The sequence below is a fragment of the Streptomyces sp. CWNU-52B genome, assembly GCF_047444975.1.
Classification (GTDB): Bacteria; Actinomycetota; Actinomycetes; order Streptomycetales; family Streptomycetaceae; genus Streptomyces.
The window spans coordinates 113,889-138,247 of sequence record NZ_JBLFJV010000005.1 but is presented as its reverse complement, the minus strand read 5'-3'; the positions used below and the strand labels follow the sequence as shown (position 1 = coordinate 138,247).

Here is a 24,359-nt window from a genome sequence, read left to right as displayed (position 1 = left end):
CTCTCCAAGGCGTAGACGATCCGGTGTTCGAGCTGAGGCTACTGATCGCCTGCCAATGGAGCGAGTGGAAACGGAAATTGACCGTCCGTTCAAGGCCGGCCCCTCTGTCACTCACGTAAGGGAATGCCTGACGAAATCACCCTGAAGCATTCCAAAGAGATCCGCGGGAACTGCGCAGGGTGACGAAGAGCCACGACAGCGGTGGCCCCGGATGTGAAAAAGCCGTTTCGCCCTCTCCGTGCGGTGCGGAGGGGGCGAAACGGCGGTTTCCGTACGGCGCGTTCACAACTCGGTGAGCCACCGGGGGAAGTGGTTGTACGAAGTGGCCGTACGAAGCGATAGGTCGAAGTGACGCAGGAAGAGGAAGTGGCGGTACGAAGTGGTCGTCCCGTGGGGCTACTTCGGCTTGCCGAGCGGCTTGCCCTCCGGGGAGATGGCGTACCAGGTGCCGCCGACGCCCTGCCCGTTGGTGTCGCCGGCCTTCTTGTCACCCGCGAAGGTGTAGAGCGGCCAGCAGTCGATGCTCTGCTGCTTGAGTCCGTCCGGGCGGTTCAGGACGACGTAGCCGCGCTTGCCGTCGTTCTTGTTGGCGATGCCCTTGGTGTCGGCGGCGTCCACCGGCTCGACGACCGGCCACTTCGTGAGGCAGGCACCGACACAGGCCGACTTCATCGGCCACGGGGTGTCCTTCTCGAAGCGGTAGACCGTCATCCCGTTCTTGTCGACGACGACCTCACCGAGCTCCGGGTCGTTACGGGTCGAAAGACCGGGCAGGTCGGCGGCTGCCGCGCCGCTCCCGGCGGCGGACGCCTTCTTCCCGGTGGGGGCCGACGCGTACCAAGTACCGCCCACGCCCTGGCCCTTGACGTCACCGGCCTTGGTGTCCTTCGCGAACCGGTACTGCGGCCAGCCGTCGATGGTCAGCTGCTTCGTACCGTCGGTACGGGTCACCTCACCGAGCAGGGCCTTGTCGATACCCACCGGAGCCGCGGCACCGGAGGACGGCACCGGCGGCCAGGCCGTGGCGCAGTCGCCGTCACAGGCCGACTTCGGCGGCTCGGCCGTGTCCTTGTCGAAGCGGTACAGCGTCATGCCCGCGCTGTCCGTGACCACCTCACCGAGCTTCGCGATGTCCGACACGGCAAGCTGGCCGGCGCTCTGCGCCACGGCACCCTGTCCGTCAGCGGCGGCGGCACCCGTCTCGGCCGCCCCCGCCCCGGCCGTGCCGTAGCCGTTGGCGGCGGGTGCCGCTCCCACGTTCTGGCTGCCGGTATCGGCCGCCTCTTCCTGACCGCACGCCGTCGTCAGCACCAGCACTGCCGCAGCTGACGCTACGAGTGAGGCGCTCCGCCAGGAGGTCTTCATTGGTAACTCCCGCTGTTTGCATAGGTGTTGCGGCACTCCTCAGCACCGCGTATGGCCCTAGGTACGGGCGGGGGTGCGGTGAGTGTTCAAAGGGTGCACATATTTCTTTCCGGTAACGCCCGGGAGACCTGCTCAGGAAGGGGTCCAAACGCCGTCCGGCGCCGGACGGTAACGGCATGAAGCCCACTTGTCCCTCCTTCGGGGCAATTACACCGTCAATCCCATATATATGAGCGTCCGAGGGCCGATGATCGCGATCGTGCCTGGATCACGACGAACCTCTCCGCCACTCCGACTCGCCCTCGGCATACGGCTGCTGGCGCTGCTGACCCTGACCTGGCTGGCGAGCGGCGCACCGGCCCCCGCGACCGCCGACGCGTGCGCGTACGCCTCCGCCGGCTCCGGTGGGAGCGCCGCGGTGTCGGTGGCGGGCACCTGCCCGCCCCCGACGCCCACGCCCCCTCCGCCGCCTCCGCCGCCCCCCAGTCCGACGCCGAAGCCCCCTCCCCCGCCGAAGCCTCCGCCCGAGCCGACCCCCACCCCGACGCCCGCGCCGAAACCGCCTCCCCGGCCACGGCCCGCCCCGCCGGCCGTCGCACCGCCCGCTCCCGTGCAGCCTCGGCCGGTCACGGCAGCGCCCCGCCCGGCGCCTCCCGCACCGTCCCCGACACCGACTCCGACTCCGACTCCCAGTGCGCGGCCGAGTCCCTCACCTGCTCCGGTGAGTTATCCGCCCTACCGCGTCAAGGCGCACAAGGCCCCGCCCCGCGGCGGCCAGTCCCTGGTGTCGTACGCCCTGCTCATCACCGCGCCCGCCGTGCTCGCCGCCGCCGCGCTGCGCCCGCGCTGACCCCTGGAGGAACCTTTGTCGGAATGGCTTGTTCTCGCCCTCGCGATGGCGGCTGCCGCTGTCGTCGTCCTCATCGTCACCTACGTACGGAACCGCACGGTCGCCGACGACGACGACCCGTCCGACACCCCGGACGTCATCGAGTACATGACGATGATGATCGGCGTGGTCTACGCCATCGTGCTCGGTCTGGCCATCGCCGGCGTGTGGGAGGCACGGGGCGTCGCCGAGGACCACGTCCAGGCGGAGGCGCACGCGCTGCACGAGATCTCCGAGCGCGTCCGCGTCTACCCTCCCGACGTGCGTGACCGCATCCGGGCCGACGTCGACGCGTATGTCGGCCACGTCGTCACCACCGAGTGGAAGACCATGGCCGACCACGGCCACGTCACCGAGCGCGGGGAGGAACTGCTGAGCCGGATCCGCCACGACGTCACCGACTACGAGCCGAAGACGGACTTCGAGGCCCAGGCCTACCAGCCCCTCCTCGACCAGGTGACCGCGGTGGACGTCGCGCGCACCGCCCGCGCCGACTCGACGTCGCCGACCATGCCGGGCGTCGTGTGGTTCGGGCTGATCATCGGAGCGGCGGTGACCGTCGGGCTGATCTTCGCGCTGCAGATCCGCCGTACGCCACGCGAGGTGATCCTGGCGGGCCTGTTCGCCTCCCTGATCGCCTTCCTGCTCTTCCTGATCTGGGACTTCGACGCGCCCTACAGCCGAGGGATCGCGGCGACCACCGAGCCGTTCCTGACGCACTTCCCCGACGCAGGCAAGTGACGGACCCGCTCGGGCGCCCGTCCCTCCGGGGCGGGCGCCACGCCGTGCCCGTCCCCCGGTCGCGGGTACGCGTTCCCCGGTTCGGCCCACTCGGTTGCCCCATTCGCGCGACTGAGATCGCGCCCGGCCCCGCACCTTCCTAGCGTTTCGGACATCGAGGTGCATGTACGGCGCAGCGGAAAAGGTCCGCGGGCTGCTCCTCGGGGACCCGGAGGACTCACCATGCGCGCGATACGCGTCGCCTCGGCCGCACTGCTGGGCATGACCGCCCTGGCCCTCGCTCCATCCGTCGCCTTCGCCGGGGACGACGAGGACGAGAACCACAACATCACCTCGTTCGGCTTCGACGTCACACCCTCGACCATCGCGGCGGGCGGGCGCGTCACGCTCTCGGTCAACGGCTGCAAGTCGGAGACCAAGGTCACCTCCGGGGTCTTCGACACGGTGACGCTCCACAAGGGGCAGTCCAGGGCCTCGGCCACCGTCGACTGGGACGCCAAGCCCGGCGCCGTGTACGAGGTGACGTTCCGGTGCGGGCGCGAATCCGGCCACACGGACCTCACCATCGCCGGCGGACGCCCGGACGATCCGACGCACAACCCCGTCCACCGGGGCGTCAAGGCGGGCGTCGGCGGCACCGCCGGCGGCTTCGACCTGGGCGAGATCGGCCTCGGGGCGGCGCTCATCGCCGGCTCGGTCGGCGCGGCGTACCACTGGTCGCGCAGGCGCACCGGCGAACACGGCGGCTGACGCGCCAGGAACGGCCCTTCGCCCCGGAACCCGTGAGGGTCCGGGCCGAAGGGCCGTTCCAGTGCGATCCGGTCTCCGAAGGGAGGAGCCGGCCTTCGTGGCGCCCGTCCCGCGAGGCGCCCGTGCCGGTGGGACCCGTGTGCCGGGGGCGGGCTCAGATCCTGCTCTCGGAGCGGCGACGCATCCAGAACACCCCGCCGCCGACGAGCGCGAGACCGACGAGACCGCCGCCGATCGCCATGTCGGTCGACGTGGCGCCGATGGAGCTGCTGCCGCCGAGACCACCGCGGACACCGCCGATGACGGTGAAGGCGGCGGACTTCGACAGCGCGGGCCTGCCGTGGCAGTGGACCGTGATGTCGTACGCGCCCGGTGTGGCCGAGCTGTTGACGGTCGCGGTCCCCTTCGACGTCTCGCTGTGGTTCTTGATCGGTGAGAGATACGCCTGTGGGAAGGCCCTGCTCGTCATGGTGCCGCCGCTCGGGCACCCGTCGACGGTCACGGTCAGCTGTCCGCCCCGCGCGATGGCGCTGGGCATGGCGACGATGTTGCTGGCGCTGTCCCAGGCCACGGCCTGGGGAGCGATGAGTCCGAGGGCGGCGACCGCTGTCACAGAGACCGCCAGGGCACGAGTGCTACGCATGTGATCCTCCGCGGAAGGCGCCCCCGGGAACGTCCCCGGGTCGATCGGCGAGAGAACGCCTCCCAGACAGACACTCAGTTGTCGTGCACAGGGCCGCATTTCGAGAATGGTCCGTCCTGGTGAGGGGACACGCCGACAGAAAGGAACACAATCGGATATTGCCGCAGGTCACGCACCGTCAGAAATTTCCTGCCGGTGGCGACTCGGATGGCGCACGGCACGCCTGTCCACCACCCGTTCGCGCTTCTCCCGTCGCCCCGCGCGCATCGTGCGCTTAGCGTTCTCGTATGCGCGACGGACGTGGCGACGGCCGCGTCGAGAGGGGTTTGCGAATGTCCGTGTCCGAGCTGACCGAAGAGGAAGAGCGCCCCAGGAAGCGCGCTCCGTGGGGTGTCATAGCTCTTGTTCTGCTGACGGGCCTCGCTCTCATTCGCAACGGCTCGGGGGAGTTCGACGTGGGGCCCCCGCAGCCCGCGACGGCCGCGGCGGCGGACAGCGCCTTCGTGGACAGGTCCCGGCCCGGCGCGCCCGCTCCCCTGTCGTTCTCCGTGGTGGACCGCGTCAGAATCCCGGCGATCCAGGTCGACGCCCCCGCCGTGCCGGTGGACCTCGACATGGACGGCTGGGTGGACGCGCCGCCCCCGGAGGACCCGAATCTCGCGGGGTGGTTCTCGGGCGCGGTCTCGCCCGGCGAGAAGGGCACGGCCGTCATCGTGGGCCATGTCGACAACCAGCAGGGGCCCGCCGTCTTCTACGGTCTCGGGGCCCTCAAGAAGGGCAACCGCGTCGAGATCGACCGCAAGGACGGAAAGACCGCCGTGTTCGAGATCTACGGCGTCGAGGTGTTCGAGAAGAACAACTTCCCGGGCGACCGCGTCTACGGGAACACCGGTGGCCCCGAATTGCGGGTCATCACCTGCGGAGGCGGTTTCTCCAAGCAGAACGGCTACGACGGGAACGTCGTCACGTTCGCCCGCCTGGTAGAGGTCCGCTGAGCCGGTACGGAATCGGCCGAATGGAGCGGGGCCCGTGGAATTCCACGGGCCCCGCTCCGTTCGGCCTGCTTTTCTCCTGCCTCCACCCACCTCCGTCTGCCCCCGTCTGATTTCACGGAGGTCCGTGTTTCTAGGCGGGCCGCCGGCGGGGCACGGTGAGCTGATAGCCGGAGTCCAGCAGGCGCGGCAGATAGTCGCGCAGCGCCTGCACGCTCTGCGAGCGGTTGCCGCCCGCGTCGTGCCCGAGGACCACGACCCCCGGCGCCGCGCCGCGGACCACCCGGCGCTCGATGGCGCGGACGCCCGGCGTCGTCCAGTCCAGCGTGTCGACGGTCCAGGCGAGCGGCTCCATGCCGAGGTCGGCGCCGATCTGGAAGGTGGCCCGGTTCCAGGCCCCGTACGGCGCGCGGAACCAGCCGGGGCACTCGCCGTACGCCTCCTCGACGACATCGCTGGTGCGCTCCATCTGGGAGCGGATCGCGGACCTGCTCAGCTTGGTCAGGAGCGGGTGGGACCAGGTGTGGTTGCCGACGATGTGCCCCTCGTCCGACATCCGGCGCAGCAGGTCCTTGTTGTCGACGGCCATCTCGCCGCACACGAAGAACATGGCGCGCACGTCGTGGGCCTTGAGGACCCGCAGGATGTCCGGGGTGTAGCGGGGGTCGGGGCCGTCGTCGAAGGTCAGCACCATGCTGCGGCCGCGTCCCGACATCCGCAGGAACGGCTCGTGCCGTACGAGGGTGGGCGCCGGTGCGGCGCGGGCCGGTCCGTAGCCGGCGATGGGCTGGAGCCGGAAGGCGGAGGGTTTGCGGAGCGCTCCGTTCGCCTGGGCCCCGGCGGCGGGAGCGGGCGCGGAGCGGACCGGGGGGCCCGGGTCGCCGGTGAACAGGTGTACCGCGCCCGCCGTGCCCGTCGCGCCCAGGACGGCGGCACCGGCGAGCAACGCCCGGCGCCGCGTGATGATCTGATCCTTATTCATGACTAATCAGTCGCCCGGCGGTGGCGATCCCCCGCACGATTCCACCGGTGCGGACGTATGAAAGCACCCGTTGAGAGCATCCGTGGGACGGTCCGGCGGCGGGGTCGGGCGGATCCGCCGGGTCCGATAGCCTCAGGCCGTGACGGAAAAGCACTCCCACCAGTTCGAACGTGGCACCGACGGGCCCAAGGTCATCATGGTCGGTGTGGACGGCTCCGAGTCCTCGCTCCGCGCCGCCTCCTATGCCGGAGGGCTGGCCAGGCGGCAGCGGGCTCTGCTGACCCTGGTGTACGTGCAGCCGGTCATGGCCGCGGGTGCGGCGCTCGGGGTCCCGGTCGCCGAGACGACCGACCAGATCGCCGAGGAGCTGGTCCGGGACATCCAGGAAGCGGCCGAGCAGGTCAAGGGCATATTCGATGTGCGCTGGGAGTTCCACACCTTCCGCGGCGACCCGTACAACGGGCTCGTCCAGGCGGCCGAGGAGCTGACGGCGGACGCCGTCGTGGTGGGCGCCTCGGAGCAGGCGGGGCACCGGATCATCGGTTCCGTCGCGATCCGGCTGGTGAAGGCGGGACGCTGGCCGGTGACGGTGGTCCCGTAGGGGCTGCCGCCCACGGGGTGCAGGCCCGTTGCGGTGCGCCGGGACGCAGAGGCGGAGTGTTACGTCCCGGTTGACCGTTCGTCGTACCGTTCGTCGACGGGTTCGACCGTCTGCCGACGAGCGGTGTCGTGCCCCTGTCCCGGCAGGGCGCCCTGCGTTGGCATACGGCCATGACGGCCGCCATCACCATGACCAGCAGGACGACCGCCGAGCACGAGCTGGCCGATTTGCAGCGGGAGCACGGAGCACCGCTCTTCGCCCTGTTGCTGAGGCTCTCCGACGGAGACCGCCAGCGCGCCGAGGATCTGGTGCAGGAGACATTCGTACGCGCCTGGCAGCATCCCGAGGCTCTGCGCGCCGACGACTTCGACTCCGTACGGCCCTGGCTGCTGACCGTGGCGCGGCGGCTGGCCATCGACGCCCGACGGGCCCGGCAGGCACGCCCGGCCGAGGTCGGGGACGCGGTGCTGGAGAGCGCCCGGGTCTCGGCCGACCACGCGGAACGCTCCGTGGCGACCCTCGATGTGCGGGAGGCTGTGAAGACTCTCACTCCGGAGCACCGCGAAGTCCTGGTGCAGGTGTATTTCCGGGGGGCGAGTGTGGCGGAGGCCGCGGCTGCCCTGGGGATCCCGCCCGGTACGGTGAAGTCCCGCGCGTACTACGCGCTGCGCGCCCTGCGCCGGGTTCTTCCGGGATACGCGGCCGACCTGCGGTGAAACCGAGGGCCGGGTCAAGCCTCCGTAAAGCGCCTTGCTGAGGATCACGGTTGAGCAATCAGCTGTCCTCATCCGTGTTCCCGAGTGGGGCCCGGGTTCGGGCCACGCGCACGCACCGGAGGAGGCAGGAAGGGATGCTGCACAGAGGTCAAGAGAGCACGGACGGTACAGGTGGCGGTGAACTCACCGTCCCCATGGCCTGGTTGTACGCCGAGTACATCGCCGACGAACTGCTGCGGACCGGCGACCTGATGCCACCCACGTCCTTCGAGTTCCGCGCCGGGCGCGACGCCCTGGCGCTCACCATCTTCCTGTCGGACACGACCGGCGAGCTCTCCGGCATCCGGGTGGTGACCCAGCTGGAGACGTGGCTGTCGCTGACGGCGTACGACCAGCCGTGGCAGGACTGGGTGAGCGAGCGCATGGCCGGGCTCGTGGCCGAGGCCGCCGAGGCGGGCGGTCCGTCGCCCGACGCGGATCTGGCGACGGCGGCCTGGCGCTGGCTGCAGGAGACCGAGTTACTGGCGCCCGACCTGGACGCGGTGCCGGGCGGCGGCTCCGTCGTCGGAGAGGACGACGGCCCGAAGGTCTGGACCCCCGCCTGGCAACTGGGTCTGCCGCTCGGGCATCTGGCGATCCACCTTTTCTGATTTTTTCCGGCCGATCCCGTGCCCGGGTCCCGCGGCCGGCTCCGCTGACCAGTTTTTTTCCAACCCCGACCAATCCGGGAGCCCGACCGCTCCGAATCTCCTGGTTGGTTTCCGGTCGGGACTTGAGTGATTCGGCGGTCTCCTGCGTACCGGTGGGCAAGCAGCTACTCCCCGCACACACACCCATCGGCACGGCATGAGGATTTGGTATGAGGTCGCTGGAACGCCACCGCGACGTCGGCGCATACGCGCTAGGCGTGCTGGACGAGGCGGATGCCTTCCGCTTCGAGGACCACCTCATGGAGTGTCCCCAGTGCGCGGTTCAGATACATGAACTGTCCGCCACCACACGGACGTTGCGGGCCTACGCCCAGGCGACGCCGCGTACGGTGAACCCCATGACCCAGGCGGGTCCCGGCCTGCTGGACCGGCTCCTGGAGGATGTCGTCACGGCCCGCAGGAGCGGGCGCAGGCGCTGGCTGTTCGCGGTCGCCGCCGCCGTGGTCTTCGCCGTCGGCGGACCCGCGATCGCGGTCATCGCCGGGGACGAGAGCTCCGACAGCAGCTCGGTCGCCGCGACCGACCCCGGGACCGGAGTGTGGGCCGAGGTCACCACGCTCGACCGGGCCTGGGGCAGCGAGGTGGACCTGAAGGTCAAGAACGCCTCCGCCGACCAGTCCTGCGAGCTCGTGGCGATCGGCCGCGACGACTCGGAGCAGGTCATCCTGAGCTGGACGGTGCCCAAGAAGTCCGCGGCGCCCTCCGACGGCATGCAGGGCGCCGCCGCGATGCACCCCTCCGACATCGTCCGCTACGAGGTACGGACGTCGACCGGGGAACGGCTGGTCACGCTCAAGACGCCCTGAGGTCCGCTACTTCAGGAACTTGGACGTCCTGCGGTCCGCGAGGGGCTTGCCGCCCGTCTGGCAGGTGGGGCAGTACTGGAGCGAGGAGTCGCTGAAGGACACCTCGCGGACCGTGTCCCCGCACACCGGGCAGGGCTCGCCGGTCCGCCCGTGGACCCGCAGGCCGCTCTTCTTCTCGGCCTTCAGGCGGCCCGCGGCCACCGAGTGGAAGCGCTCGACGGCCTCCGCGAGAGTGGTCCGCAGCGCCTCGTACAGGCGCCGGGTCTCCTGCGGGGTCAGGGTGGCGGCGAGCTTGAAGGGCGACATCCTCGCGGCGTGCAGGATCTCGTCGCTGTAGGCGTTGCCCACCCCCGCGATCAGGCTCTGGTCGCGCAGGGCGCCCTTGAGCTGTCTGCGCTCGCCGTCCAGGAGCCCGGCGAAGCGCGCCTCGTCGAAGTCGTCGGCCAGCGGGTCCGGGCCGAGGCGGGCCACACCGGGCACCTCCATCGGGTCCCGTACGACGTACACCGCGAGACGCTTCTGGGTGCCTGCCTCGGTGAGGTCGAAGCCCGCGCCGGTCTCCAGGGCCACACGCATCGCGAGCGGGCCCTTGCCGGGGCGCGGCGGCCCGTCGGGCAGCCGGTCCTTCCAGTGGAGCCAGCCCGCCCGCGCCAGATGCGTGACGAAGCGGGGACCGTCGGCGGTCTCCAGGTCCAGGAACTTGCCGTGCCGGTGCACGGCCACCACCTCGTGGCCCTCCAGGGCGGTGGGCGGCGGGTCGTACGTCTTGAGCACGCTGATCGCGACGGGCAGGACGCGGACGATCTCGTGGCCGACCAGATGTTCGGCCAGGAAGTCCTTCAACGCTTCGACCTCGGGCAGTTCCGGCATGGATCCAGGGTGCCACCGGCGCGCCCCGCAGGCCTCTCGTCCCCCTGCCCCGTCACGCCTGCTCCGGTCACTCCCGGTCGGGCACCAGAAACTCGCACCACACGCACTTGCCGCCGCCCCGGGCCTCGACGCCCCACACGTCCGCGAGCCGGTCCACCAGCAGGAGGCCCCGCCCGGAGACCCCCGCCTCCCCCGCCTCACGGCGCCGGGGCAGCGCGCTGGACGCGTCCTCGACCTCGACGCGCAGCCGCCGGTCGGGCCCCGCGAGGGCCCGTACGGTGATGATCGCGGAGCCCTCCGTGTGCATCAGCGCGTTGGTGATCAGCTCGTCGGCGACCAGCTCGATCTCGTCGGCGCGGGCACGGGCGCCCCAGGCCCGTACGGCGGCCCGGACCATGTGCCGGGCCTCGGTGAGCGCCTCGGGGTCCGCGGGCCCGACGTGCTGCTGGACCCGCTCCCCCGAGCGCCACGCGTCCGTGCCCAGCCGGCGCAGCAGGAGCAGCGCCACGTCGTCGTCGCCACCGCGTTCGTCCGCGACCTCGATGAGCCGGTCCGCGAGGTCGCGGACGTCGTCGGGGCCCGTGGCGACGAGGGCGCGCAGGGTCCGCATGCCCTCGTCGAGGTCGATCCCGGGTTGTTCGACCAGTCCGTCGGTGCACAGGAGCAGCGTGTGGCCGGGGTCGAGTTCGAGGGTGTTGACCGGGTATTCGAGGCTCCCGAACTCGGCGGACAGGCCGAGCGGCAGACCTCCCTCGACGGGCAGCCGGTGGCAGCCGCCGTCCGTGTCACGGACCAGCGGGTCGACGTGGCCGGCCCGGACGACCTGGACCACCCCGGTGGTCAGGTCGGCCTCGGCGTACAGACAGGTCGCGAAGCGGTCGGTGTCGAGCTCGTGCAGGAAGACGGAGGCGCGGGCCATGACGGTCGCCGGGGTGTGGCCCTCGGCCGCGTAGGCGCGCAGCACGATCCGCAGCTGGCCCATGACGGCGGCCGCGTGCGTGTCGTGTCCCTGGACGTCCCCGATGACGGCGCCGACCCGGCCCCCGGGCAGCGGGATCACGTCGTACCAGTCGCCGCCGATCTCCCGGCCGAGGGCGCCCGAGCGGTACCGCACGGCGACCTCGGCGCCGGGGACGTCCGGGATCGAACGCGGCAGCATGGCCTGCTGGAGGCCCTGGGCGAGGTCCTTCTCCTGCTCGTAGAACATGGCGCGCTGGAGGCTCTGCGCGATGCTGCTGCCGAGTGCGACGAGGACGTTGCGGTCCTGGGCGGAGAAGCCGCGCCGGTCGTCGTAGAGCAGCCCCATGGCCCCGATGGGCCGGGCCTGCGCGATGAGCGGCAGATAGGCCGCCGAGGTGATGCCGAGCTCGGTGATGTGCGGCCACAGCAGCGGATACGACCTGGCGAACTCCTCCGGCGACTCGATGAACCGCGGAGCGAGGGTGCGCACGACCTCGCTCATCGGGTACTCCTCGCCGACGCCGGTGACCAGGGTGCCGGGTACGAAGCTGCCCTTGGGGCCCTCCGCGACCAGACGGACACGGCCGGCCTCGACCAGACCCATGACCAGGCTGGTGGCCCCCAGATGGGTGACGCCCTGGTTGTTCTTCAGGACGTCGATGACGTCCTGGACCGTGCGGGCGTGCGCGAGGGCCGCCGTGGTGATCTGCACGACGTTCGTCTGCCGCAGGCGCGCCTCGTCCTCCAGGGCGGCCCGCTCACGGCGGTCCTGTGCCTCGATCAGCTCCTGGGCCGCGTCGCGGACGATGCCGATGATGCGGTGCGGCCGGCCGGTCTCGTCGCGCTGGATGTAGCCCTGGGTGTGGGTCCAGCGCAGGGTGCCGTCACGGCGGCGGATCCGGAAGTACGCCCCGTAGTTCTCGCTGCCGTTCTTCAGGGCCTGGGAGACGTGCATGTCCACGCGGTGGCTCTCGTCCGGAGGCACCCGCACGGCCAGGCCTTCCGGACGGCCGGTGAATTCCTCGGGGCGCAGGTCGAAGATCTCGTGGGCCAGGACGTCGAGGCGCATGAGACCGGCGTCCAGGTCCCAGTCGAAACTGCCCATGCGGTTGAGCGCCAGGATCGGGTCCGGGTGGGCGGGCCAGTCGTCCGGGAGCGACACAGCGCTCTCACCCCGGTCAGCCATGAGCCCACCTTGTCAGGGTTTACCCGAATCCTCGACTCGTGGGACGAGGGCTCAGAGGCGGTAGACGCGCTCGGCGGTGCCCCCGAAGACCTGCGCGCGTTCAGGGCCGCTCAGTCCGAGTGTGAGCCCCTCGGCCATGAGCCACACTCCGGCGTACGTCGTCGCCAGCGTGCACACCGGCCAGTCGGACCCGGCCAGGAGGCGCTCCGGGCCGAAGGCCGCCAGCACGGTGTCCGCGTAGGGCTTCAGCTCCCGCCGCCGCGACGCCGCGGAACGCCGGTGCGTCAGGTCGGTCTCCGTCACCATGCCCGACAGCTTGCACACCGTGTTCGGCAGGGCGGCGAGCGCCGTGACGCCCTGGGCCCATGGCTCCAGTGTGCCCGAGGCGATGGGCGGCTTGCCCAGGTGGTCGAGGACGAAGGTGAGACCGGGCAGGGCGGCCGCCGCCCCGGTGCAGGCCGGAAGCTGGTGGGGGCGCACCACCAGGTCGTACACGAGCCCGGCCGCCGCCACCGCGGCGAGTCCTCGGCGCACGTCCGGGCGCGACAGCCACTCGGGGTCGGGTTCGCTCTGGACCTGGTGACGGATGCCCTTCAGGTACCGGCCGCCCGGCATCTCCCTCAGCCGGGCCAGCTCGTCCGCGACGTCGGGGCGGGTCAGGTCGGTCCAGCCGACGACTCCGCCGATCAGCTCGTGGGCCGCCGCGAGGGCCAGGAACTCCGGGGTCTCCTCGGCCACCGTGACCGTCTGCACGAGGACGGTGCGGGAGACTCCGGCGGCACGCGCCTGCGGTTCCAGGTCCGCGACGGTGAAGTTCCTTCTGAGCGGCGCCAGTTCGGGCCCGATGAGCCAGTCCTGGTCCCGTACGGAGAGGTCCCAGACGTGGTGGTGGGCGTCCACGGTGCCCGTGCGTCCGCTCGGGCCGGTCCCGGCGGTCGCCGCGGTCGGGGCGGTCGCGGCGCTCACGGGAGCTCCCAGACGACCGGCAGCCCGGCCGCCGCGCCCTCGGCCGAGTAGTCGTGCGCCACGTCCAGCAGCTGCGCCATCCGGGACTGCCAGGCGATGTTGACGGGCAGCCTCTCCAGCTCGGCGAGCAGCCGGGGGTAGTCCTCGCACTCCAGGAGGTGGAAGAGGTCGGGGCCGCTGCGCCAGATCGTCCAGGAGGTGGCGCCGGCGGCGCGGATCGCGTCCGTGAGTTCCCCGGGAACCTCCCGGTGGGCGGCCTCGTACGCGGCGACACGGTCCACGCGGACCTTGGTGTGCAGGGCGACTCTCATGACGGCTCCTCCCCCGGTACCGGGGCGTCGGCGGGCAGCAGGCCCGTGTCCCGCAGTTCCTGCCAGAGGCTCCCGGGCACGGGCGCCCCGAACTGTTCGGCGCAGTCGCGCAGCTCATGGGGCGACCTGGCTCCCACGAGGACGGCCGCGACCGCCGGGTGGGCCGCGCAGAAGGCCAGGGCGGCCGCGCGCAGGGTGGTGCCGTGCCGGTCCGCCGCGGCCTTGAGCGCCAGCGCCCGGTCCAGTACCTCGGGCGGCGCGGAGGTGTAGTCGTACGTGGCTCCCGGCCTCGGGTCGGCCAGCAGGCCGGAGTTGAAGGCACCGCCGATGACGACGGACACGCCGCGCTCCTGAGCGGCCGGCAGCAGACCGGTGAGCGCCCGCTGGTCGAGGAGCGTGTAGCGGCCGGCGCAGAGCACCACGTCGACGTCCGTGTCACGGACGAAGCGGGTGAGCATCCCGGCCTGGTTCATGCCGGCGCCTATCGCGCCCACGACGCCTTCCGAGCGGAGCTTCTCCAGGGCCGGATATCCCTCGCGGAAGGCCTCTTCGGCGTGGTCGTCGGGGTCGTGGAGGTAGACGACGTCCACCCGGTCGAGGCCGAGCCGCTGCAGACTGGCGTCGAGGGTGCGGCGTATCCCGTCCGCGCTGAAGTCCCAGACCCTGCGGTGCGTGGCGGGCACCGCGAACCCGTCGGCGCGGTCGTCGCCGCCCGCGTCGGTGGGTTCCAGGCGGCGGCCCACCTTGGTCGAGAGGGTGTACGCCGACCGGGGGCGCCCGCGCAGGGCCGCGCCGAGGCGGCGTTCGGAGAGGCCGATGCCGTAGTGGGGCGCGGTGTCGAAGTAGCGGACGCCCGCGTCCCAGGCGGCGTGCACGGTCTCCTGCGCCTGTTCCTCACCGACCTCGCTGTAGAGGTTGCCGATACCGGCGGTGCCGAGGGCCAGCGCGGTGACGTCGAGGGACGTTCGGCCGAGCGGACGCGTACGCACGCCGGTCACCGGCCCGTCGGACGCGGCCGCAGCCCCTGCATCCCGCCGTCGACCGCGAGGGCCGTGCCGGTGGTCGCACCCGACAGCGGGCTCGCCAGGTAGGCGATGGCGCCCGCGACCTCGTCGGCCGTGACGAGGCGCCCGGTGGGCTGGCGGGCCTCGAGCGCGGCCCGTTCGGCGGCCGGGTCGGGCGCGGCGTCCAGGAGCCGGCCGACCCAGGGGGTGTCGGCCGTACCGGGGTTCACGCAGTTGACGCGGATGCCCTCGCGGATGTGGTCGGCGGCCATGGCGAGGGTCAGCGACAGGACGGCCCCCTTGGACGCGGAGTACAGGGCGCGCTGCGGCAGGCCCGCGGTGGCCGCGATGGAACAGGTGTTGACGACGGCCGCGTGCGAGGACGTCCGCAGGTGCGGCAGGGCGGCCCGGGTGGTGCGGACCATGCCGACGACGTTGACGTCCAGGACGCGGTGCCAGTTCTCGTCGTCGTTGTCCTCGACGGTGCCCTGGGCGCCGATGCCCGCGTTGTTGACCAGCACGTCCAGGCCGCCGAGGTCGGCGATCGCGGCGGCGACGGACCGGCGTACGGACGCGTCGTCGGTGACGTCCGCCCGGTAGCCGAGCAGGGGTCCCCGCACGCTCGTGGGATCCAGGTCGAGCACGGCGACCCGGGCGCCGCGGGCGGCGAGGAGTTCCGCGGTGGCCCGGCCGATGCCGGAGGCGCCGCCGGTCACCAGGGCCTTGAGCCCCTCGAAGTCACTCATACCGCCTGCTCCTTCTTCTTCGGGTCCTGCTTCTGACGGGCCAGGTCGGCGGCCCAGAACGTGCCGTCGGGGAAGGTGAACTCGGCGATGGACTCCGGCCGCATGGCCGCCGAGAAGCCCGGAGCGCCGGGTGCCGTGTAGCGACCCTCTCTGATCACCACCGGGTCGAGGAAGTGGTCGTGCAGATGGTCGACGTACTCGATGACGCGGTTCTCGGTCGTGCCGGCGAGCGCCACGTAGTCGAACATGGCGAGGTGCTGGACGAGTTCGCACAGTCCGACGCCGCCCGCGTGCGGGCAGACGGGCACGCCGAACTCGGCCGCGAGCAGCAGGATCGCGAGGTTCTCGTTGACGCCGCCGACCCGGGCCGCGTCGATCTGCAGGATGTCGACGGCGCCCGCCTGGAGCAGTTGCTTGAAGACGATCCGGTTCTGTACGTGCTCGCCGGTGGCGACCTTGACCGGCCCGACCGCCTCGCGGATCGCGGCATGGCCGAGGATGTCGTCGGGGCTGGTGGGCTCCTCGATCCAGTACGGGTCGAACTCGGCCAGCGCCCTGGTCCACTCGATGGCCTCGTCCACGTTCCAGCGCTGGTTGGCGTCGACGGCGATCCGGATGCCGGGCCCGACGACCGCGCGGGCCACCCGGCAGCGCCGTACGTCGTCGGCGAGGTCCGCGCCGACCTTCAGCTTGATCTGGGTGAAGCCGTCGGCGACGGCCTGGCGGGCCAGCCGGGTGAGCTTCTCGTCGGAGTAGCCCAGCCAGCCGGGCGAGGTGGTGTAGCCGGGGAAGCCGCGCTCCTCCAGCAGGGCGGTGCGGTCCGCCAGGCCCTCCCTGCCCTGCCGCAGCAGCCGGAGCGCGTCCTCGGGGGTGAGGACGTCCGCGATGTAGCGGAAGTCCACCTGGGAGACGAGCCATTCGGGGGTGGCGTCGGCGAGCAGCCGCCACAGCGGCTTGCCTGCGCGTCTGGCGGCCAGGTCCCAGACGGCGTTGACGACGGCGCCGATCGCCATGTGCATCACGCCCTTCTCGGGCCCCAGCCAGCGCAGTTGGCTGTCGCCCGTCAGGTCGCGGGCCAGTGACCCCGGGTCCGCGCACACCTCCTCGACCGGCCGCCCCAGGATGTGCGGGCGCAGTGCCTCGATCGCGGCGACCTGGACCTCGTTGCCCCGCCCGATGGTGAAGGTGAACCCGTGCCCCTCCGGGCCGCCGTCCGTGCGCAGGACGACGTACGCGGCCGAGTAGTCGGGGTCCGGATTCATCGCGTCGGACCCGTCGAGCTCGCGCGAGGTGGGAAAACGGATGTCGTAGGTGTCGACCGCGGTGATGCGGGCGGCGGGTGAGGACACGGAGGTGCCTTTCGGTCGGGCCCCGTCAGGGGCGCGGGGAACTGCGCGGCCGGCCACGGCGCACCCGCGGGCGCGCGCCACGCTCAGTCCTGCGCACGGCCGGTGGTCACCCGAGCGATCATCAGAGCGACGAGGATGATCCCGCCGTAGATGGCCTGGATCCAGAACGACGGCACCTGTGCGAGGGTCAGCAGGTTCTGCACCACCCCCAGAAGGAGGACGCCCGTCAGGGCGCCGAACATCGTGCCCTTGCCTCCGTCGAGGCTGATCCCGCCGATCACCGCGGCGGCGAACACCGTGAAGATCATGTTCTGCCCCTGGTTGGCGTTGATCGCGCCGACGTAGCCGGTCTGCATCAGACCGCCGACCGCGGCGAGCGTCCCCGCGACGACGAACACACCGAGCATCACGCGCTCGACCCGGACACCGGCCGCGCGCGCCGCGTCCGCGTTGCCGCCGATCGCGTACAGGGCCCGTCCCCAGCGGTGGTACTTGAGGACGAATCCGGCCACGCCGAACGACACCGCCGCGAGCCAGACCGAGACGGGCACGGTGAGGAACGTGGTGGTGGCGAGCGTGTAGAAGGCGTCGGGCATCCCGAACAGGGTCTTGCCCTTCGTCGCGCCGACCAGCAGACCGCGCAGGACGATCAGCATCGCGAGCGTCACGATGAACGCGTTGAGCTTGAACTTCACGACGAGCACGCCGTTGAACCCGCCGATGACCGCGCCCACGAGGAGGACGGCGAGCAGCGCGACCGGGGCCGGCAGTTCGGTGCCCCAGCCGGACTGGGCGGCGGGCAGCAGCAACAGCGCGCCGACGGCGGGCGCGATGCCGACGACCGACTCCAGGGACAGGTCGAACTTGCCGGTGATGAGCACCAGCGACTCGGCGAGCACCACCATCGCGAGCGCGGCCGAGGCGCCCAGGACCGAGATCAGGTTCTGCTCGGTGAGGAAGGCGTCGTTGACGAACGCGCCGAGGACGAGCAACAGCAGCAGGGCCGGTACGAGGGCGAGTTCGCGGGCCCTGCGCAGGAGTACGGCCTTGGCGTCGGCCCTGCTCCTCGGTGGCCGCACGGGTGTGGCGGCCGAGGCCGACGGGGCCTTCGTGTCAGCCATGGTGGTCCACTCCTTCGATGGAGGCGATCAGCTCGTGGTCGCGCCAGCCCGCCGCGTGCTCGGCGACGACGCGGCCGTGGAAGAGGACGAGGACACGGTCGCAGCGGCGCAGGTCGTCGAGTTCGTCGGAGACGACGAGGACGGCGGTGCCGTCGTCGCGGGCCGAGTCCACGCGGGCGAGCAGGGACTCCTTGGACTTCACGTCGACGCCCGCGGTGGGGTTGATCAGGACCAGCAGTCTGGGCTCCGAGGCGAGGGCGCGGGCCATGACGACCTTCTGGGCGTTGCCGCCGGACAGGTCGGACACCGGCTGGTCGGGCCCCTCGGTGTGGATGTCGAGGCGCTCGATCAGCTCACCGGCGACGCCACGTCTGCGGTCGGTGCCGACGAACCCGTACCGGCCGAGGCGGTCCAGGACGCTCAGGGTGGCGTTGTCGCCGACCGTCATGCCGAAGACGAGGCCCTGGCCGTGCCGGTCGCGCGGTACGCAGCCGACACCGGCTCGCAGAGCCGCCGTCACATCGCCGAACGGCAGCCTCCTGCCCTCCAGTCGGGCGCTTCCCGCGGTCGGTGTGTGCAGTCCCGTGAAGGACTCGGCCAGCTCCGTCTTGCCGCTGCCGCTCGATCCGGCGAGGCCGACGACCTCACCGCCGCGCACGGTCAGGTCGACGCCCTCGTACGCCTCCGACGTGAGTCCGTGCGCGTCGAGGACGACGGGTGCGTCCGTGTCCGCCTTTCCGCGGGCCGCCCGCTCCTCGACGGCGGCGACGGGCTCCCCCGCCATGGCCTCGACCAGGGCGGCCCTGGGCAGGTCGGCCACCGGCGCCGTGACGATCCAGCGGGCGTCCCGCAGGACCGTGACGGTCTGGCACACCTCGTACACCTCCTGGAGGTGGTGCGAGATGAACAGGAAGGTGACGCCCGACTCCTGGAGCGCGCGCATCCGGGTGAAGAGGCGCTCGATCTCGCGGCTGTCGAGCTGGGCGGTCGGTTCGTCGAGGACGATGAACCGGGCGCCGAAGCTCAACGCCCGTGCGATCTCCACCATTTGGCGGTCCTCGACCTTGAGGTCGGCGGTCCGCGCCCGCGGGTCGACCCGCACGTCCCAGGTGTCGAGGACCTCGGCGGCCTCGCCCATCAGCCGGCGCCAGCTGATGAAGCCGCCGCGGCCGAGCGGCTGCCGGTTGATGAAGAGGTTCTCGGCGACCGTCAACTCCGGTACGACGGTGGGTTTCTGGTAGACGCAGGCCACCTTGCGCCGCCAGGCGTCGCGGTCGGCCGGCGCGGGCGCGGGCTCTCCGTCGAAGAGGACCGTGCCCTCGTCGGGTGTCTGGAGGCCGGTGAGGACGGTGACGAGGGTGGACTTGCCCGCGCCGTTGCGGCCGACGAGGGCGTGGGACTCGCCCGCGTGCACGGCGAGTCGTCCGTCGGCGAGGGCGACGGTGGGGCCGTACCGCTTGGCGACGGCCCGCGCCTCGACGAGTGGGGTGCTCCGTGGGGTGCTCATTCGACCGTGTTGCCCCACAGTTCGGGGTCGTCGACGTTCTCCTCGGTGACCAGCGGGGCGGGCAGCTGGTCCTCCAGGATGCCGCCGGGCAGCTCGACGATCTCCGAGTCGTGGTCGGTCGGACCGGGCTCGAACGTCTTCCCCTCCATCGCGGCCCTGATGTAGTACATGCCGTACTTGGCGTAGAGGTCGGCGGGCTGCGAGACGGTGGCGTCGATCTGGCCCTTGCGGATGGCGTCGTACTCCTGCGGGATGCCGTCGTTCGAGACGATCGAGATGTGGCCCTTCTCGCCGGCCTTCTTCAGCAGCCCCTTGGACTTGAGGGTCTGCAGGGTGGGCGCGAGGTAGACGCCGCCCGCCTGCATGTAGATGCCCTTGAGGTCGGGGTTGGCGTTGAGGAGCGTGTCCAGCTTGGCGGCCGCGGTGTCGGACTCCCACTTGGCGGGGATCTCCAGGACCTTCAGCTTCGGGTACTTCTTCTTGACGCAGGTACGGAAGGCCTCGGAGCGGTCGCGGCCGTTGACCGAGGCGAGGTCGCCCATGATCTGCACGACCTTGCCTGCGGGGATCTGCTCGCCGAGGTACTCGCAGGCCTTCTCGCCGTACGCGACGTTGTCGGCGCGGACGACCATCGCGACCTTGCCCTTCTCGGGCGCCACGTCGACGGCGACCACGGGGACGCCCTTGCGTCCGGCCTGGTCGAGCCCCGCGGAGATCGCGGCGCTGTCCAGGGGCGCCACGACGAGGCCCCGCACGCCCTGGTTGAGCTGGTTGTTGATGTCGGTGATCTGCTGCGAGGGGTCGCTGTTGGAGTTGACGGTCTTGAGCGCGTCGACGTCCTCGGACTTGGCCATCCTGGGCACGTAGTCGTTGTAGGACTGCCAGAACGGCGAGGTCAGCAGGGGCAGGATGACGCCGACCTTGCCGCCGCCGGCACCCTTGCCGCCGGAGTCCTCGGAAGCGACGGAGTCCTTGGTGCTCCCGCACGCAGTGAGCGCGAGGGCGGCGCAGACGGCTGCCGCCGTCGCACCCGTCACCCGCGAGATGATTCGCCCGTTCCCGTATCGCCTGTTTCGCACAGTTCTGCCGGTCATCTATCGGCTCCTCGTTGAGCGTGATCGAGCAGGTGCCAGGCATATTTATCAGACCACTTCACCTCCACAACACCCCTCGGTCGCGATTTTTCGCTGTTTTGCCGCGTAGTGGTCGGACCACCTGAGTGGTTAGACTGCGGCGCACCTGATGACGGGAGGACGTGGCGTGGACGAGACCCCGCCCGAGGCGGTGGCGGCCCCGCCGAAGGGGACCGTGACGCAGCGCGCCATCGACGAGATCAAGGCGATGATCGGCGAGGGCCGCCTCGACCCCGGCGCCCGCCTGCCCACCGAGCGCGAGCTGGCCGCGCAGCTGGGCATCTCACGCAGCTCGACGCGCGAGGCGATCCGGGCGCTCACGGTCCTCGGTGTGCTGGAGGCCCGGCACGGGTCCGGGATCTACGTCACCCAGCTGGAGGCCGGTGACCTGCTGGAGACCTTCGGGGTGGTCGCGGACCTGTCCCGCGGTCCACGCCTGGTCGAACTCCTCGAAGTACGCCGGATCCTGGAGTCGACGGCGACGGCACTGGCGGCCGCGCGGATCTCGGCGGACCAGCTGGCCGAGGTGGAGAAGCACTTGACGGCGATGAACGCCACGGACGACCCGGAGGAGATCATCTCCCACGACCTGGCGTTCCACCGGGTCATCGCGGGCGCCGCGGGCAACGAGACGATGGCGGCCATCCTGGACGGGCTGTCCTCGCGGACGTTCCGGGCGCGGGTGTGGCGGGGGTATCAGGAGGAGGGGGCGTTCGAGCGGACGCGGCGGGAGCATGCCGCGATCCATCGTGCGCTGGTCGCGCGTGACCCGGAGGCCGCGCGGGCCGCTGCCGCGGCGCACGTGGGTGAGGTCGAGGAATGGCTCCGGGCCCAGCTCCTGCCTTAGCGGCTGGAACCGGGCCCGTAGGCCGGACGGTGGTGAGTCTTCGGGGAGGTGAGGGCTGGGCGCCCACATCCCCACGTCCCTGAAAGACGGGGCCGTGCCCCGGTCTCAGGCGCGCTTGAGCCGGAGCGTCACCAGTTCGAAGGGGCGGAGTTTCAGGGTCAGGCGGTTGCCGTCGCGCTCCGGTTCGGTGGCGTCGGCGAGCGGGCGTTCCAACAGGTCCGTCACCGTGACCGACTCGACGTCGAAGCCCGCCGTGAGCGTGGCCTGGCTGCGGCCGCCGCGCGACTCGTGGAAGCGGACGACGACGTCGCCGCTGTCGTCGTCGGCCAGCTTCACCGCGGTGACCACGACCGCGTCCTGCGGGACGGTCACCAGGGGCGCCACCTCGGAGGCCCCGCCGACCACCTTGCGCTCGGGCAGGTTGATCCGCCAGCCCTCGCGCACCGCGTCGCCGATCGCGGCACCGGGCACCAGCGCGTGCCGGAAGCGGTGGACACCCTGGTCGGTCTCGGGGTCGGGGAAGCGCGGGGCGCGCAGCAGCGAGACCCGGACCGTGGTGGTCGTACCGCCGTCGTCGCGCACGGTACGGGTCACGTCGTGGCCGTACGTCGAGTCGTTGACGACGGCGACACCCCAGCCGGGCTCCTCCAGGTGGACGAACCGGTGGTTGCAGGCCTCGAACTTGGCGGCCTCCCAGGACGTGTTGGTGTGCGTCGGCCGGAAGAAGTGCCCGAACTGCGTCTCGGACGCGTACCGCTCGGCGTGCACGTCGAGCGGGAAGGCCATCTTCAGGAACTTCTCCGTCTCGTGCCAGTCGACCTCGGTGTCGATGTCGAGCCGCCACTCCCCCGGCGCCAGCGACAGCACCTGGGTGACCTTCGACGCCCCGAAGCTCCGTACGATCCGGACCGAGACGCCGTCGTCGCCGGGGGCGACCTCGTCGGCGTCGACCAGGTCGGTGACGGTGTTCCGGTAGAACTCGTCGACGTCCCAGGCGTCCCACATGTTCGGGAAGTCCGGGTGGATCTGGAGGAGGTTGGCGGCCTCGCCGGGTGCGAGGGTCTCGCGGTCGGCGGCGAGATCGAACGCGGAGACCACGAGTCCGCGCTCGTCGATCTCGATGCGCAGCCGGCCGTTGTCGATCACATAGCCGCCGGCCGGGCGCGGCACGAGCGTGCACTCGCCGCCGACGGCCGGGGTGCGGGCGCCGCCCGCGGGCACGCCGTCGCGGGTGTGCGGCGCCGAGTTGAAGGCGAGGGAGGTCGTCCCCTCGCCGGCCAGGGCGCGCTGGGCGGCGTCGATGACGCCGTTCAGTTCCTCGGCGACCGCGTCGTACGTCTTCCGGGCCTCGCGGTGCACCCAGGCGATGGACGAGCCGGGCAGGATGTCGTGGAACTGGTGGAGCAGGACCGTCTTCCAGAGCCGGTCAAGATCCTCGTGCGGGTAGGTGAAGCCGGCCCGGACCGCCGCGGTCGCCGCCCACAGCTCGGCCTCGCGCAGCAGGTGCTCGCTGCGGCGGTTGCCCTGTTTGGTCTTCGCCTGGCTGGTGAGGGTGGCGCGGTGCAGTTCCAGGTACAGCTCGCCGACCCAGACCGGGGCGTTGGGGTATTCGGCCTCCGCCTTCTCGAAGAACTTCTCCGGGGCCTCCCAGACCACGGTCGCGGAGCCTTCGAGGTCCCGGAGCCGGGCCGCCTTGGCGACCATCTCCCGGGTCGTGCCGCCTCCTCCGTCGCCCCAGCCGGTGGGCGCGAGGGAGTGCCGGGCGACTCCCTTGTCCTTGAAGTTGTTCGCCGCGTGGGCGATCTCGCTGCCCTTCATGGAGCAGTTGTACGTGTCGACGGGCGGGAAGTGCGTGAAGATCCGGGTGCCGTCGATGCCCTCCCACTGGAAGGTGTGGTGCGGGAACTTGTTGGTCTGCGACCAGGAGATCTTCTGGGTGAGCAGCCACTTGGAGCCGGCCGCCTTGATGATCTGCGGCAGTCCGGCCGCGAAGCCGAAGGTGTCGGGCAGCCAGGCCTCGTCGTTGTCGACGCCGAACTCGTCGATGAAGAACCGCTTGCCGTGCACGAACTGCCGGGCCATCGCCTCCGACCCCGGCATGTTGGTGTCCGACTCCACCCACATGCCGCCCGTGGGCACGAACCGCCCGTCGGCGACGGCCTTCTTCACCCGGGTCCACACCTCGGGCCGGTGCTCCTTCACCCAGGCCCACTGCTGGGCCTGCGACATGGCGAAGACGAAGTCCGGCTCGTCCTCCAGGAGGGCGGTCATGTTGGAGGTGGTTCTGGCGACCTTGCGTACGGTCTCGCGCAGCGGCCACAGCCAGGCCGAGTCGATGTGCGCGTGGCCGACGGCGCTGATGCGGTGGGCGGAGGGGACGGCGGGGGCCGACAGCACCGCCTCCAGACAGGAGCGGGCCGCACCGGCCGTCGCGCCCACGTCCTGGAGGTCGACGGCGTCCAGGGCCTTCTCCACGGCGCGCAGGATGTCCCAGCGGCGCGCGGACTCCACCGGCAGCTCGGCCATCAGCTCGCCGAGCACCTCCAGGTCGATGACGAGCTGCCACACCGTCTCGTCGAGGACGGCCAGGTCCATCCGCGCCAGTGTGTACTGCGGTTCGCCGCCGGCCGTCTCCTTGTCGCCCAGCCGCGTCGGCAGGAAGGGGTGGTAGTCCAGGATGACGGGGTTCGAGGCGGCCTCGATGTGCAGGCGCACCTCCTCGCCGCCCTCGACGGGCGCGCCGATCCGCACCCACTGGTTGCGCGGGTTGAGGCCCTTCACCGGGGTCCCGTCGGGGCGGTAGACGAGGCCCTCGCACTGGAAGCCGGGCATGTTCTCGTCGAAGCCGAGGTCCAGGAGTGCCTCGACGGTCTTCCCGGCCCACTCCTCGGGCACGGTTCCCGTGACGCGGAACCAGCTGGTGCCCCAGGGAGCGCCCCACCTGTCGCCGACCGCCACCGGAGTGGTCGTGGCCGCCAGGCCCTCGGCGACGGGCACCGGCTCGCCCGGCGCGTTCCACACCGTCACTTCCAGCGGTACGGACTCGGGGTACACGGCGGGTCGGATGCGCTCGTCGAGCACGCGCTTGAGGCGGGCTTCGACCAGGCCGCGGTCGTCATGCATGTGGGTGGCTCCGTAACTCAGTTGTGCGGGTCGTTGCTTGT

23 protein-coding genes are annotated in these 24,359 nt (G+C 71.3%); 9 read left to right on the top strand and 14 right to left on the bottom strand.

The genetic code is table 11. The annotated features are described in order from the left end of the window. Positions 1 to 396 precede the first annotated feature (396 nt). Positions 397 to 1,365, bottom strand: a complete 969-nt coding sequence (locus tag ACLVWQ_RS03455) for an SCO0930 family lipoprotein (RefSeq protein ID WP_414106624.1) — start codon at positions 1,363 to 1,365, stop codon at positions 397 to 399. A 721-nt stretch (positions 1,366 to 2,086) separates the two neighbouring features. On the opposite strand from ACLVWQ_RS03455, the gene ACLVWQ_RS03450 reads away from it, so the two are divergent. The 3 genes from ACLVWQ_RS03450 (at position 2,087) to ACLVWQ_RS03440 (ending at position 3,745) form a co-directional block, all read left to right on the top strand. Beyond that, positions 2,087 to 2,215, top strand: a complete 129-nt coding sequence (locus tag ACLVWQ_RS03450; protein ID WP_414106623.1) for a hypothetical protein — start codon at positions 2,087 to 2,089, stop codon at positions 2,213 to 2,215. Positions 2,216 to 2,230: 15 nt separating this feature from the next. Then, positions 2,231 to 2,995, top strand: coding sequence for a hypothetical protein (locus tag ACLVWQ_RS03445; RefSeq protein WP_414106622.1), 765 nt, complete (start codon positions 2,231 to 2,233; stop codon positions 2,993 to 2,995). 222 nt (positions 2,996 to 3,217) lie between these two features. Beyond that, positions 3,218 to 3,745, top strand: a complete 528-nt coding sequence (locus ACLVWQ_RS03440; protein ID WP_414106621.1) for a hypothetical protein — start codon at positions 3,218 to 3,220, stop codon at positions 3,743 to 3,745. Positions 3,746 to 3,899: 154 nt separating this feature from the next. Here the strand turns inward: ACLVWQ_RS03440 and ACLVWQ_RS03435 are convergent, their stop codons facing one another. Then, on the bottom strand, positions 3,900 to 4,388 hold the full coding sequence (locus tag ACLVWQ_RS03435; RefSeq protein WP_414106620.1) for a hypothetical protein: 489 nt from the start codon (positions 4,386 to 4,388) through the stop codon (positions 3,900 to 3,902). A 332-nt stretch (positions 4,389 to 4,720) separates the two neighbouring features. On the opposite strand from ACLVWQ_RS03435, the gene ACLVWQ_RS03430 reads away from it, so the two are divergent. After that, positions 4,721 to 5,383 carry a class F sortase gene (locus tag ACLVWQ_RS03430; RefSeq protein WP_414106619.1) on the top strand — a complete coding sequence of 221 codons (663 nt, stop codon included), beginning with the start codon at positions 4,721 to 4,723 and terminating at the stop codon, positions 5,381 to 5,383. A 130-nt stretch (positions 5,384 to 5,513) separates the two neighbouring features. Here ACLVWQ_RS03430 and ACLVWQ_RS03425 read toward each other — a convergent pair whose 3' ends face one another. After that, positions 5,514 to 6,362, bottom strand: coding sequence for a polysaccharide deacetylase family protein (locus ACLVWQ_RS03425; RefSeq protein ID WP_414106618.1), 849 nt, complete (start codon positions 6,360 to 6,362; stop codon positions 5,514 to 5,516). Positions 6,363 to 6,501: 139 nt separating this feature from the next. On the opposite strand from ACLVWQ_RS03425, the gene ACLVWQ_RS03420 reads away from it, so the two are divergent. From ACLVWQ_RS03420 to ACLVWQ_RS03405, 4 genes are all read left to right on the top strand, one after another. Then, positions 6,502 to 6,963, top strand: a complete 462-nt coding sequence (locus tag ACLVWQ_RS03420) for a universal stress protein (RefSeq protein WP_414106617.1) — start codon at positions 6,502 to 6,504, stop codon at positions 6,961 to 6,963. A gap of 170 nt (positions 6,964 to 7,133) precedes the next feature. Next, complete coding sequence (locus ACLVWQ_RS03415) at positions 7,134 to 7,679, top strand: sigma-70 family RNA polymerase sigma factor (protein ID WP_414106616.1); 546 nt, start codon at positions 7,134 to 7,136, stop codon at positions 7,677 to 7,679. A gap of 134 nt (positions 7,680 to 7,813) precedes the next feature. Continuing rightward, complete coding sequence (locus tag ACLVWQ_RS03410) at positions 7,814 to 8,329, top strand: hypothetical protein (RefSeq protein WP_414106614.1); 516 nt, start codon at positions 7,814 to 7,816, stop codon at positions 8,327 to 8,329. Between the two features lie 209 nt (positions 8,330 to 8,538). Further along, the gene (locus tag ACLVWQ_RS03405; RefSeq protein ID WP_414106613.1) at positions 8,539 to 9,195 is read left to right on the top strand and encodes an anti-sigma factor family protein; all 657 of its coding nucleotides are present in this window, start codon (positions 8,539 to 8,541) and stop codon (positions 9,193 to 9,195) included. A gap of 6 nt (positions 9,196 to 9,201) precedes the next feature. Here the strand turns inward: ACLVWQ_RS03405 and ACLVWQ_RS03400 are convergent, their stop codons facing one another. The 10 genes from ACLVWQ_RS03400 to ACLVWQ_RS03355 all read right to left on the bottom strand — a co-directional run bounded on the left by ACLVWQ_RS03400 (position 9,202) and on the right by ACLVWQ_RS03355 (position 20,309). Further along, positions 9,202 to 10,065, bottom strand: coding sequence for an Fpg/Nei family DNA glycosylase (locus tag ACLVWQ_RS03400; protein WP_414106612.1), 864 nt, complete (start codon positions 10,063 to 10,065; stop codon positions 9,202 to 9,204). A 67-nt stretch (positions 10,066 to 10,132) separates the two neighbouring features. Further along, a complete protein-coding gene (locus ACLVWQ_RS03395; protein ID WP_414106611.1) occupies positions 10,133 to 12,211 on the bottom strand; it encodes a SpoIIE family protein phosphatase in 2,079 nt (692 codons plus the stop codon). 51 nt (positions 12,212 to 12,262) lie between these two features. Further along, positions 12,263 to 13,111, bottom strand: coding sequence for an amidohydrolase family protein (locus tag ACLVWQ_RS03390; RefSeq protein ID WP_414107375.1), 849 nt, complete (start codon positions 13,109 to 13,111; stop codon positions 12,263 to 12,265). Positions 13,112 to 13,173: 62 nt separating this feature from the next. Beyond that, the gene (locus ACLVWQ_RS03385) at positions 13,174 to 13,488 is read right to left on the bottom strand and encodes an L-rhamnose mutarotase (protein WP_414106609.1); all 315 of its coding nucleotides are present in this window, start codon (positions 13,486 to 13,488) and stop codon (positions 13,174 to 13,176) included. Then, positions 13,485 to 14,477 (bottom strand): aldo/keto reductase, encoded by a 993-nt coding sequence (locus ACLVWQ_RS03380; protein ID WP_414106608.1) that lies wholly within the window; start codon positions 14,475 to 14,477, stop codon positions 13,485 to 13,487. Before ACLVWQ_RS03380 ends, ACLVWQ_RS03385 begins: the two co-directional genes overlap by 4 nt. Positions 14,478 to 14,482: 5 nt before the next feature. Beyond that, a complete protein-coding gene (locus tag ACLVWQ_RS03375) occupies positions 14,483 to 15,238 on the bottom strand; it encodes an SDR family NAD(P)-dependent oxidoreductase (protein WP_414106607.1) in 756 nt (251 codons plus the stop codon). Then, positions 15,235 to 16,587: an L-fuconate dehydratase gene (locus ACLVWQ_RS03370; protein ID WP_414106606.1), complete on the bottom strand. Its 1,353-nt coding sequence runs from the start codon at positions 16,585 to 16,587 to the stop codon at positions 15,235 to 15,237. Before ACLVWQ_RS03370 ends, ACLVWQ_RS03375 begins: the two co-directional genes overlap by 4 nt. Before the next feature lie 83 nt (positions 16,588 to 16,670). Next, positions 16,671 to 17,708, bottom strand: coding sequence for an ABC transporter permease (locus ACLVWQ_RS03365; protein ID WP_414106605.1), 1,038 nt, complete (start codon positions 17,706 to 17,708; stop codon positions 16,671 to 16,673). Beyond that, on the bottom strand, positions 17,701 to 19,215 hold the full coding sequence (locus ACLVWQ_RS03360; RefSeq protein WP_414106604.1) for a sugar ABC transporter ATP-binding protein: 1,515 nt from the start codon (positions 19,213 to 19,215) through the stop codon (positions 17,701 to 17,703). The genes ACLVWQ_RS03365 and ACLVWQ_RS03360 overlap by 8 nt, the downstream gene beginning before the upstream one ends. Further along, positions 19,212 to 20,309, bottom strand: coding sequence for a sugar ABC transporter substrate-binding protein (locus tag ACLVWQ_RS03355; RefSeq protein WP_414106603.1), 1,098 nt, complete (start codon positions 20,307 to 20,309; stop codon positions 19,212 to 19,214). The genes ACLVWQ_RS03360 and ACLVWQ_RS03355 overlap by 4 nt, the downstream gene beginning before the upstream one ends. Positions 20,310 to 20,457: 148 nt before the next feature. Between ACLVWQ_RS03355 and ACLVWQ_RS03350 the strand changes: the two genes are divergently transcribed. Further along, positions 20,458 to 21,195, top strand: a complete 738-nt coding sequence (locus tag ACLVWQ_RS03350; RefSeq protein WP_414106602.1) for a FadR/GntR family transcriptional regulator — start codon at positions 20,458 to 20,460, stop codon at positions 21,193 to 21,195. 105 nt (positions 21,196 to 21,300) lie between these two features. Here the strand turns inward: ACLVWQ_RS03350 and ACLVWQ_RS03345 are convergent, their stop codons facing one another. Further along, entirely contained in the window at positions 21,301 to 24,318 is a 3,018-nt protein-coding gene (locus ACLVWQ_RS03345) for an alpha-mannosidase (RefSeq protein ID WP_414106601.1), read from the bottom strand. Positions 24,319 to 24,359 lie beyond the last annotated feature (41 nt).

Excerpts from the sequence above, each read along its gene's own strand:
- ACLVWQ_RS03455 (WP_414106624.1), bottom strand. The coding sequence starts at position 1,365 with ATGAAGACCTCCTGGCGGAGCGCCTCACTCGTAGCGTCAGCTGCGGCA.
- ACLVWQ_RS03440 (WP_414106621.1), top strand. The coding sequence starts at position 3,218 with ATGCGCGCGATACGCGTCGCCTCGGCCGCACTGCTGGGCATGACCGCC.
- ACLVWQ_RS03435 (WP_414106620.1), bottom strand. The coding sequence starts at position 4,388 with ATGCGTAGCACTCGTGCCCTGGCGGTCTCTGTGACAGCGGTCGCCGCC.
- ACLVWQ_RS03430 (WP_414106619.1), top strand. The coding sequence starts at position 4,721 with ATGTCCGTGTCCGAGCTGACCGAAGAGGAAGAGCGCCCCAGGAAGCGC.
- ACLVWQ_RS03425 (WP_414106618.1), bottom strand. The coding sequence starts at position 6,362 with ATGAATAAGGATCAGATCATCACGCGGCGCCGGGCGTTGCTCGCCGGT.
- ACLVWQ_RS03415 (WP_414106616.1), top strand. The coding sequence starts at position 7,134 with ATGACGGCCGCCATCACCATGACCAGCAGGACGACCGCCGAGCACGAG.
- ACLVWQ_RS03410 (WP_414106614.1), top strand. The coding sequence starts at position 7,814 with ATGCTGCACAGAGGTCAAGAGAGCACGGACGGTACAGGTGGCGGTGAA.
- ACLVWQ_RS03405 (WP_414106613.1), top strand. The coding sequence starts at position 8,539 with ATGAGGTCGCTGGAACGCCACCGCGACGTCGGCGCATACGCGCTAGGC.
- ACLVWQ_RS03400 (WP_414106612.1), bottom strand. The coding sequence starts at position 10,065 with ATGCCGGAACTGCCCGAGGTCGAAGCGTTGAAGGACTTCCTGGCCGAA.
- ACLVWQ_RS03395 (WP_414106611.1), bottom strand. The coding sequence starts at position 12,211 with ATGGCTGACCGGGGTGAGAGCGCTGTGTCGCTCCCGGACGACTGGCCC.
- ACLVWQ_RS03385 (WP_414106609.1), bottom strand. The coding sequence starts at position 13,488 with ATGAGAGTCGCCCTGCACACCAAGGTCCGCGTGGACCGTGTCGCCGCG.
- ACLVWQ_RS03375 (WP_414106607.1), bottom strand. The coding sequence starts at position 15,238 with ATGAGTGACTTCGAGGGGCTCAAGGCCCTGGTGACCGGCGGCGCCTCC.
- ACLVWQ_RS03365 (WP_414106605.1), bottom strand. The coding sequence starts at position 17,708 with ATGGCTGACACGAAGGCCCCGTCGGCCTCGGCCGCCACACCCGTGCGG.
- ACLVWQ_RS03360 (WP_414106604.1), bottom strand. The coding sequence starts at position 19,215 with ATGAGCACCCCACGGAGCACCCCACTCGTCGAGGCGCGGGCCGTCGCC.
- ACLVWQ_RS03355 (WP_414106603.1), bottom strand. The coding sequence starts at position 20,309 with ATGACCGGCAGAACTGTGCGAAACAGGCGATACGGGAACGGGCGAATC.
- ACLVWQ_RS03350 (WP_414106602.1), top strand. The coding sequence starts at position 20,458 with ATGACGGGAGGACGTGGCGTGGACGAGACCCCGCCCGAGGCGGTGGCG.
- ACLVWQ_RS03345 (WP_414106601.1), bottom strand. The coding sequence starts at position 24,318 with ATGCATGACGACCGCGGCCTGGTCGAAGCCCGCCTCAAGCGCGTGCTC.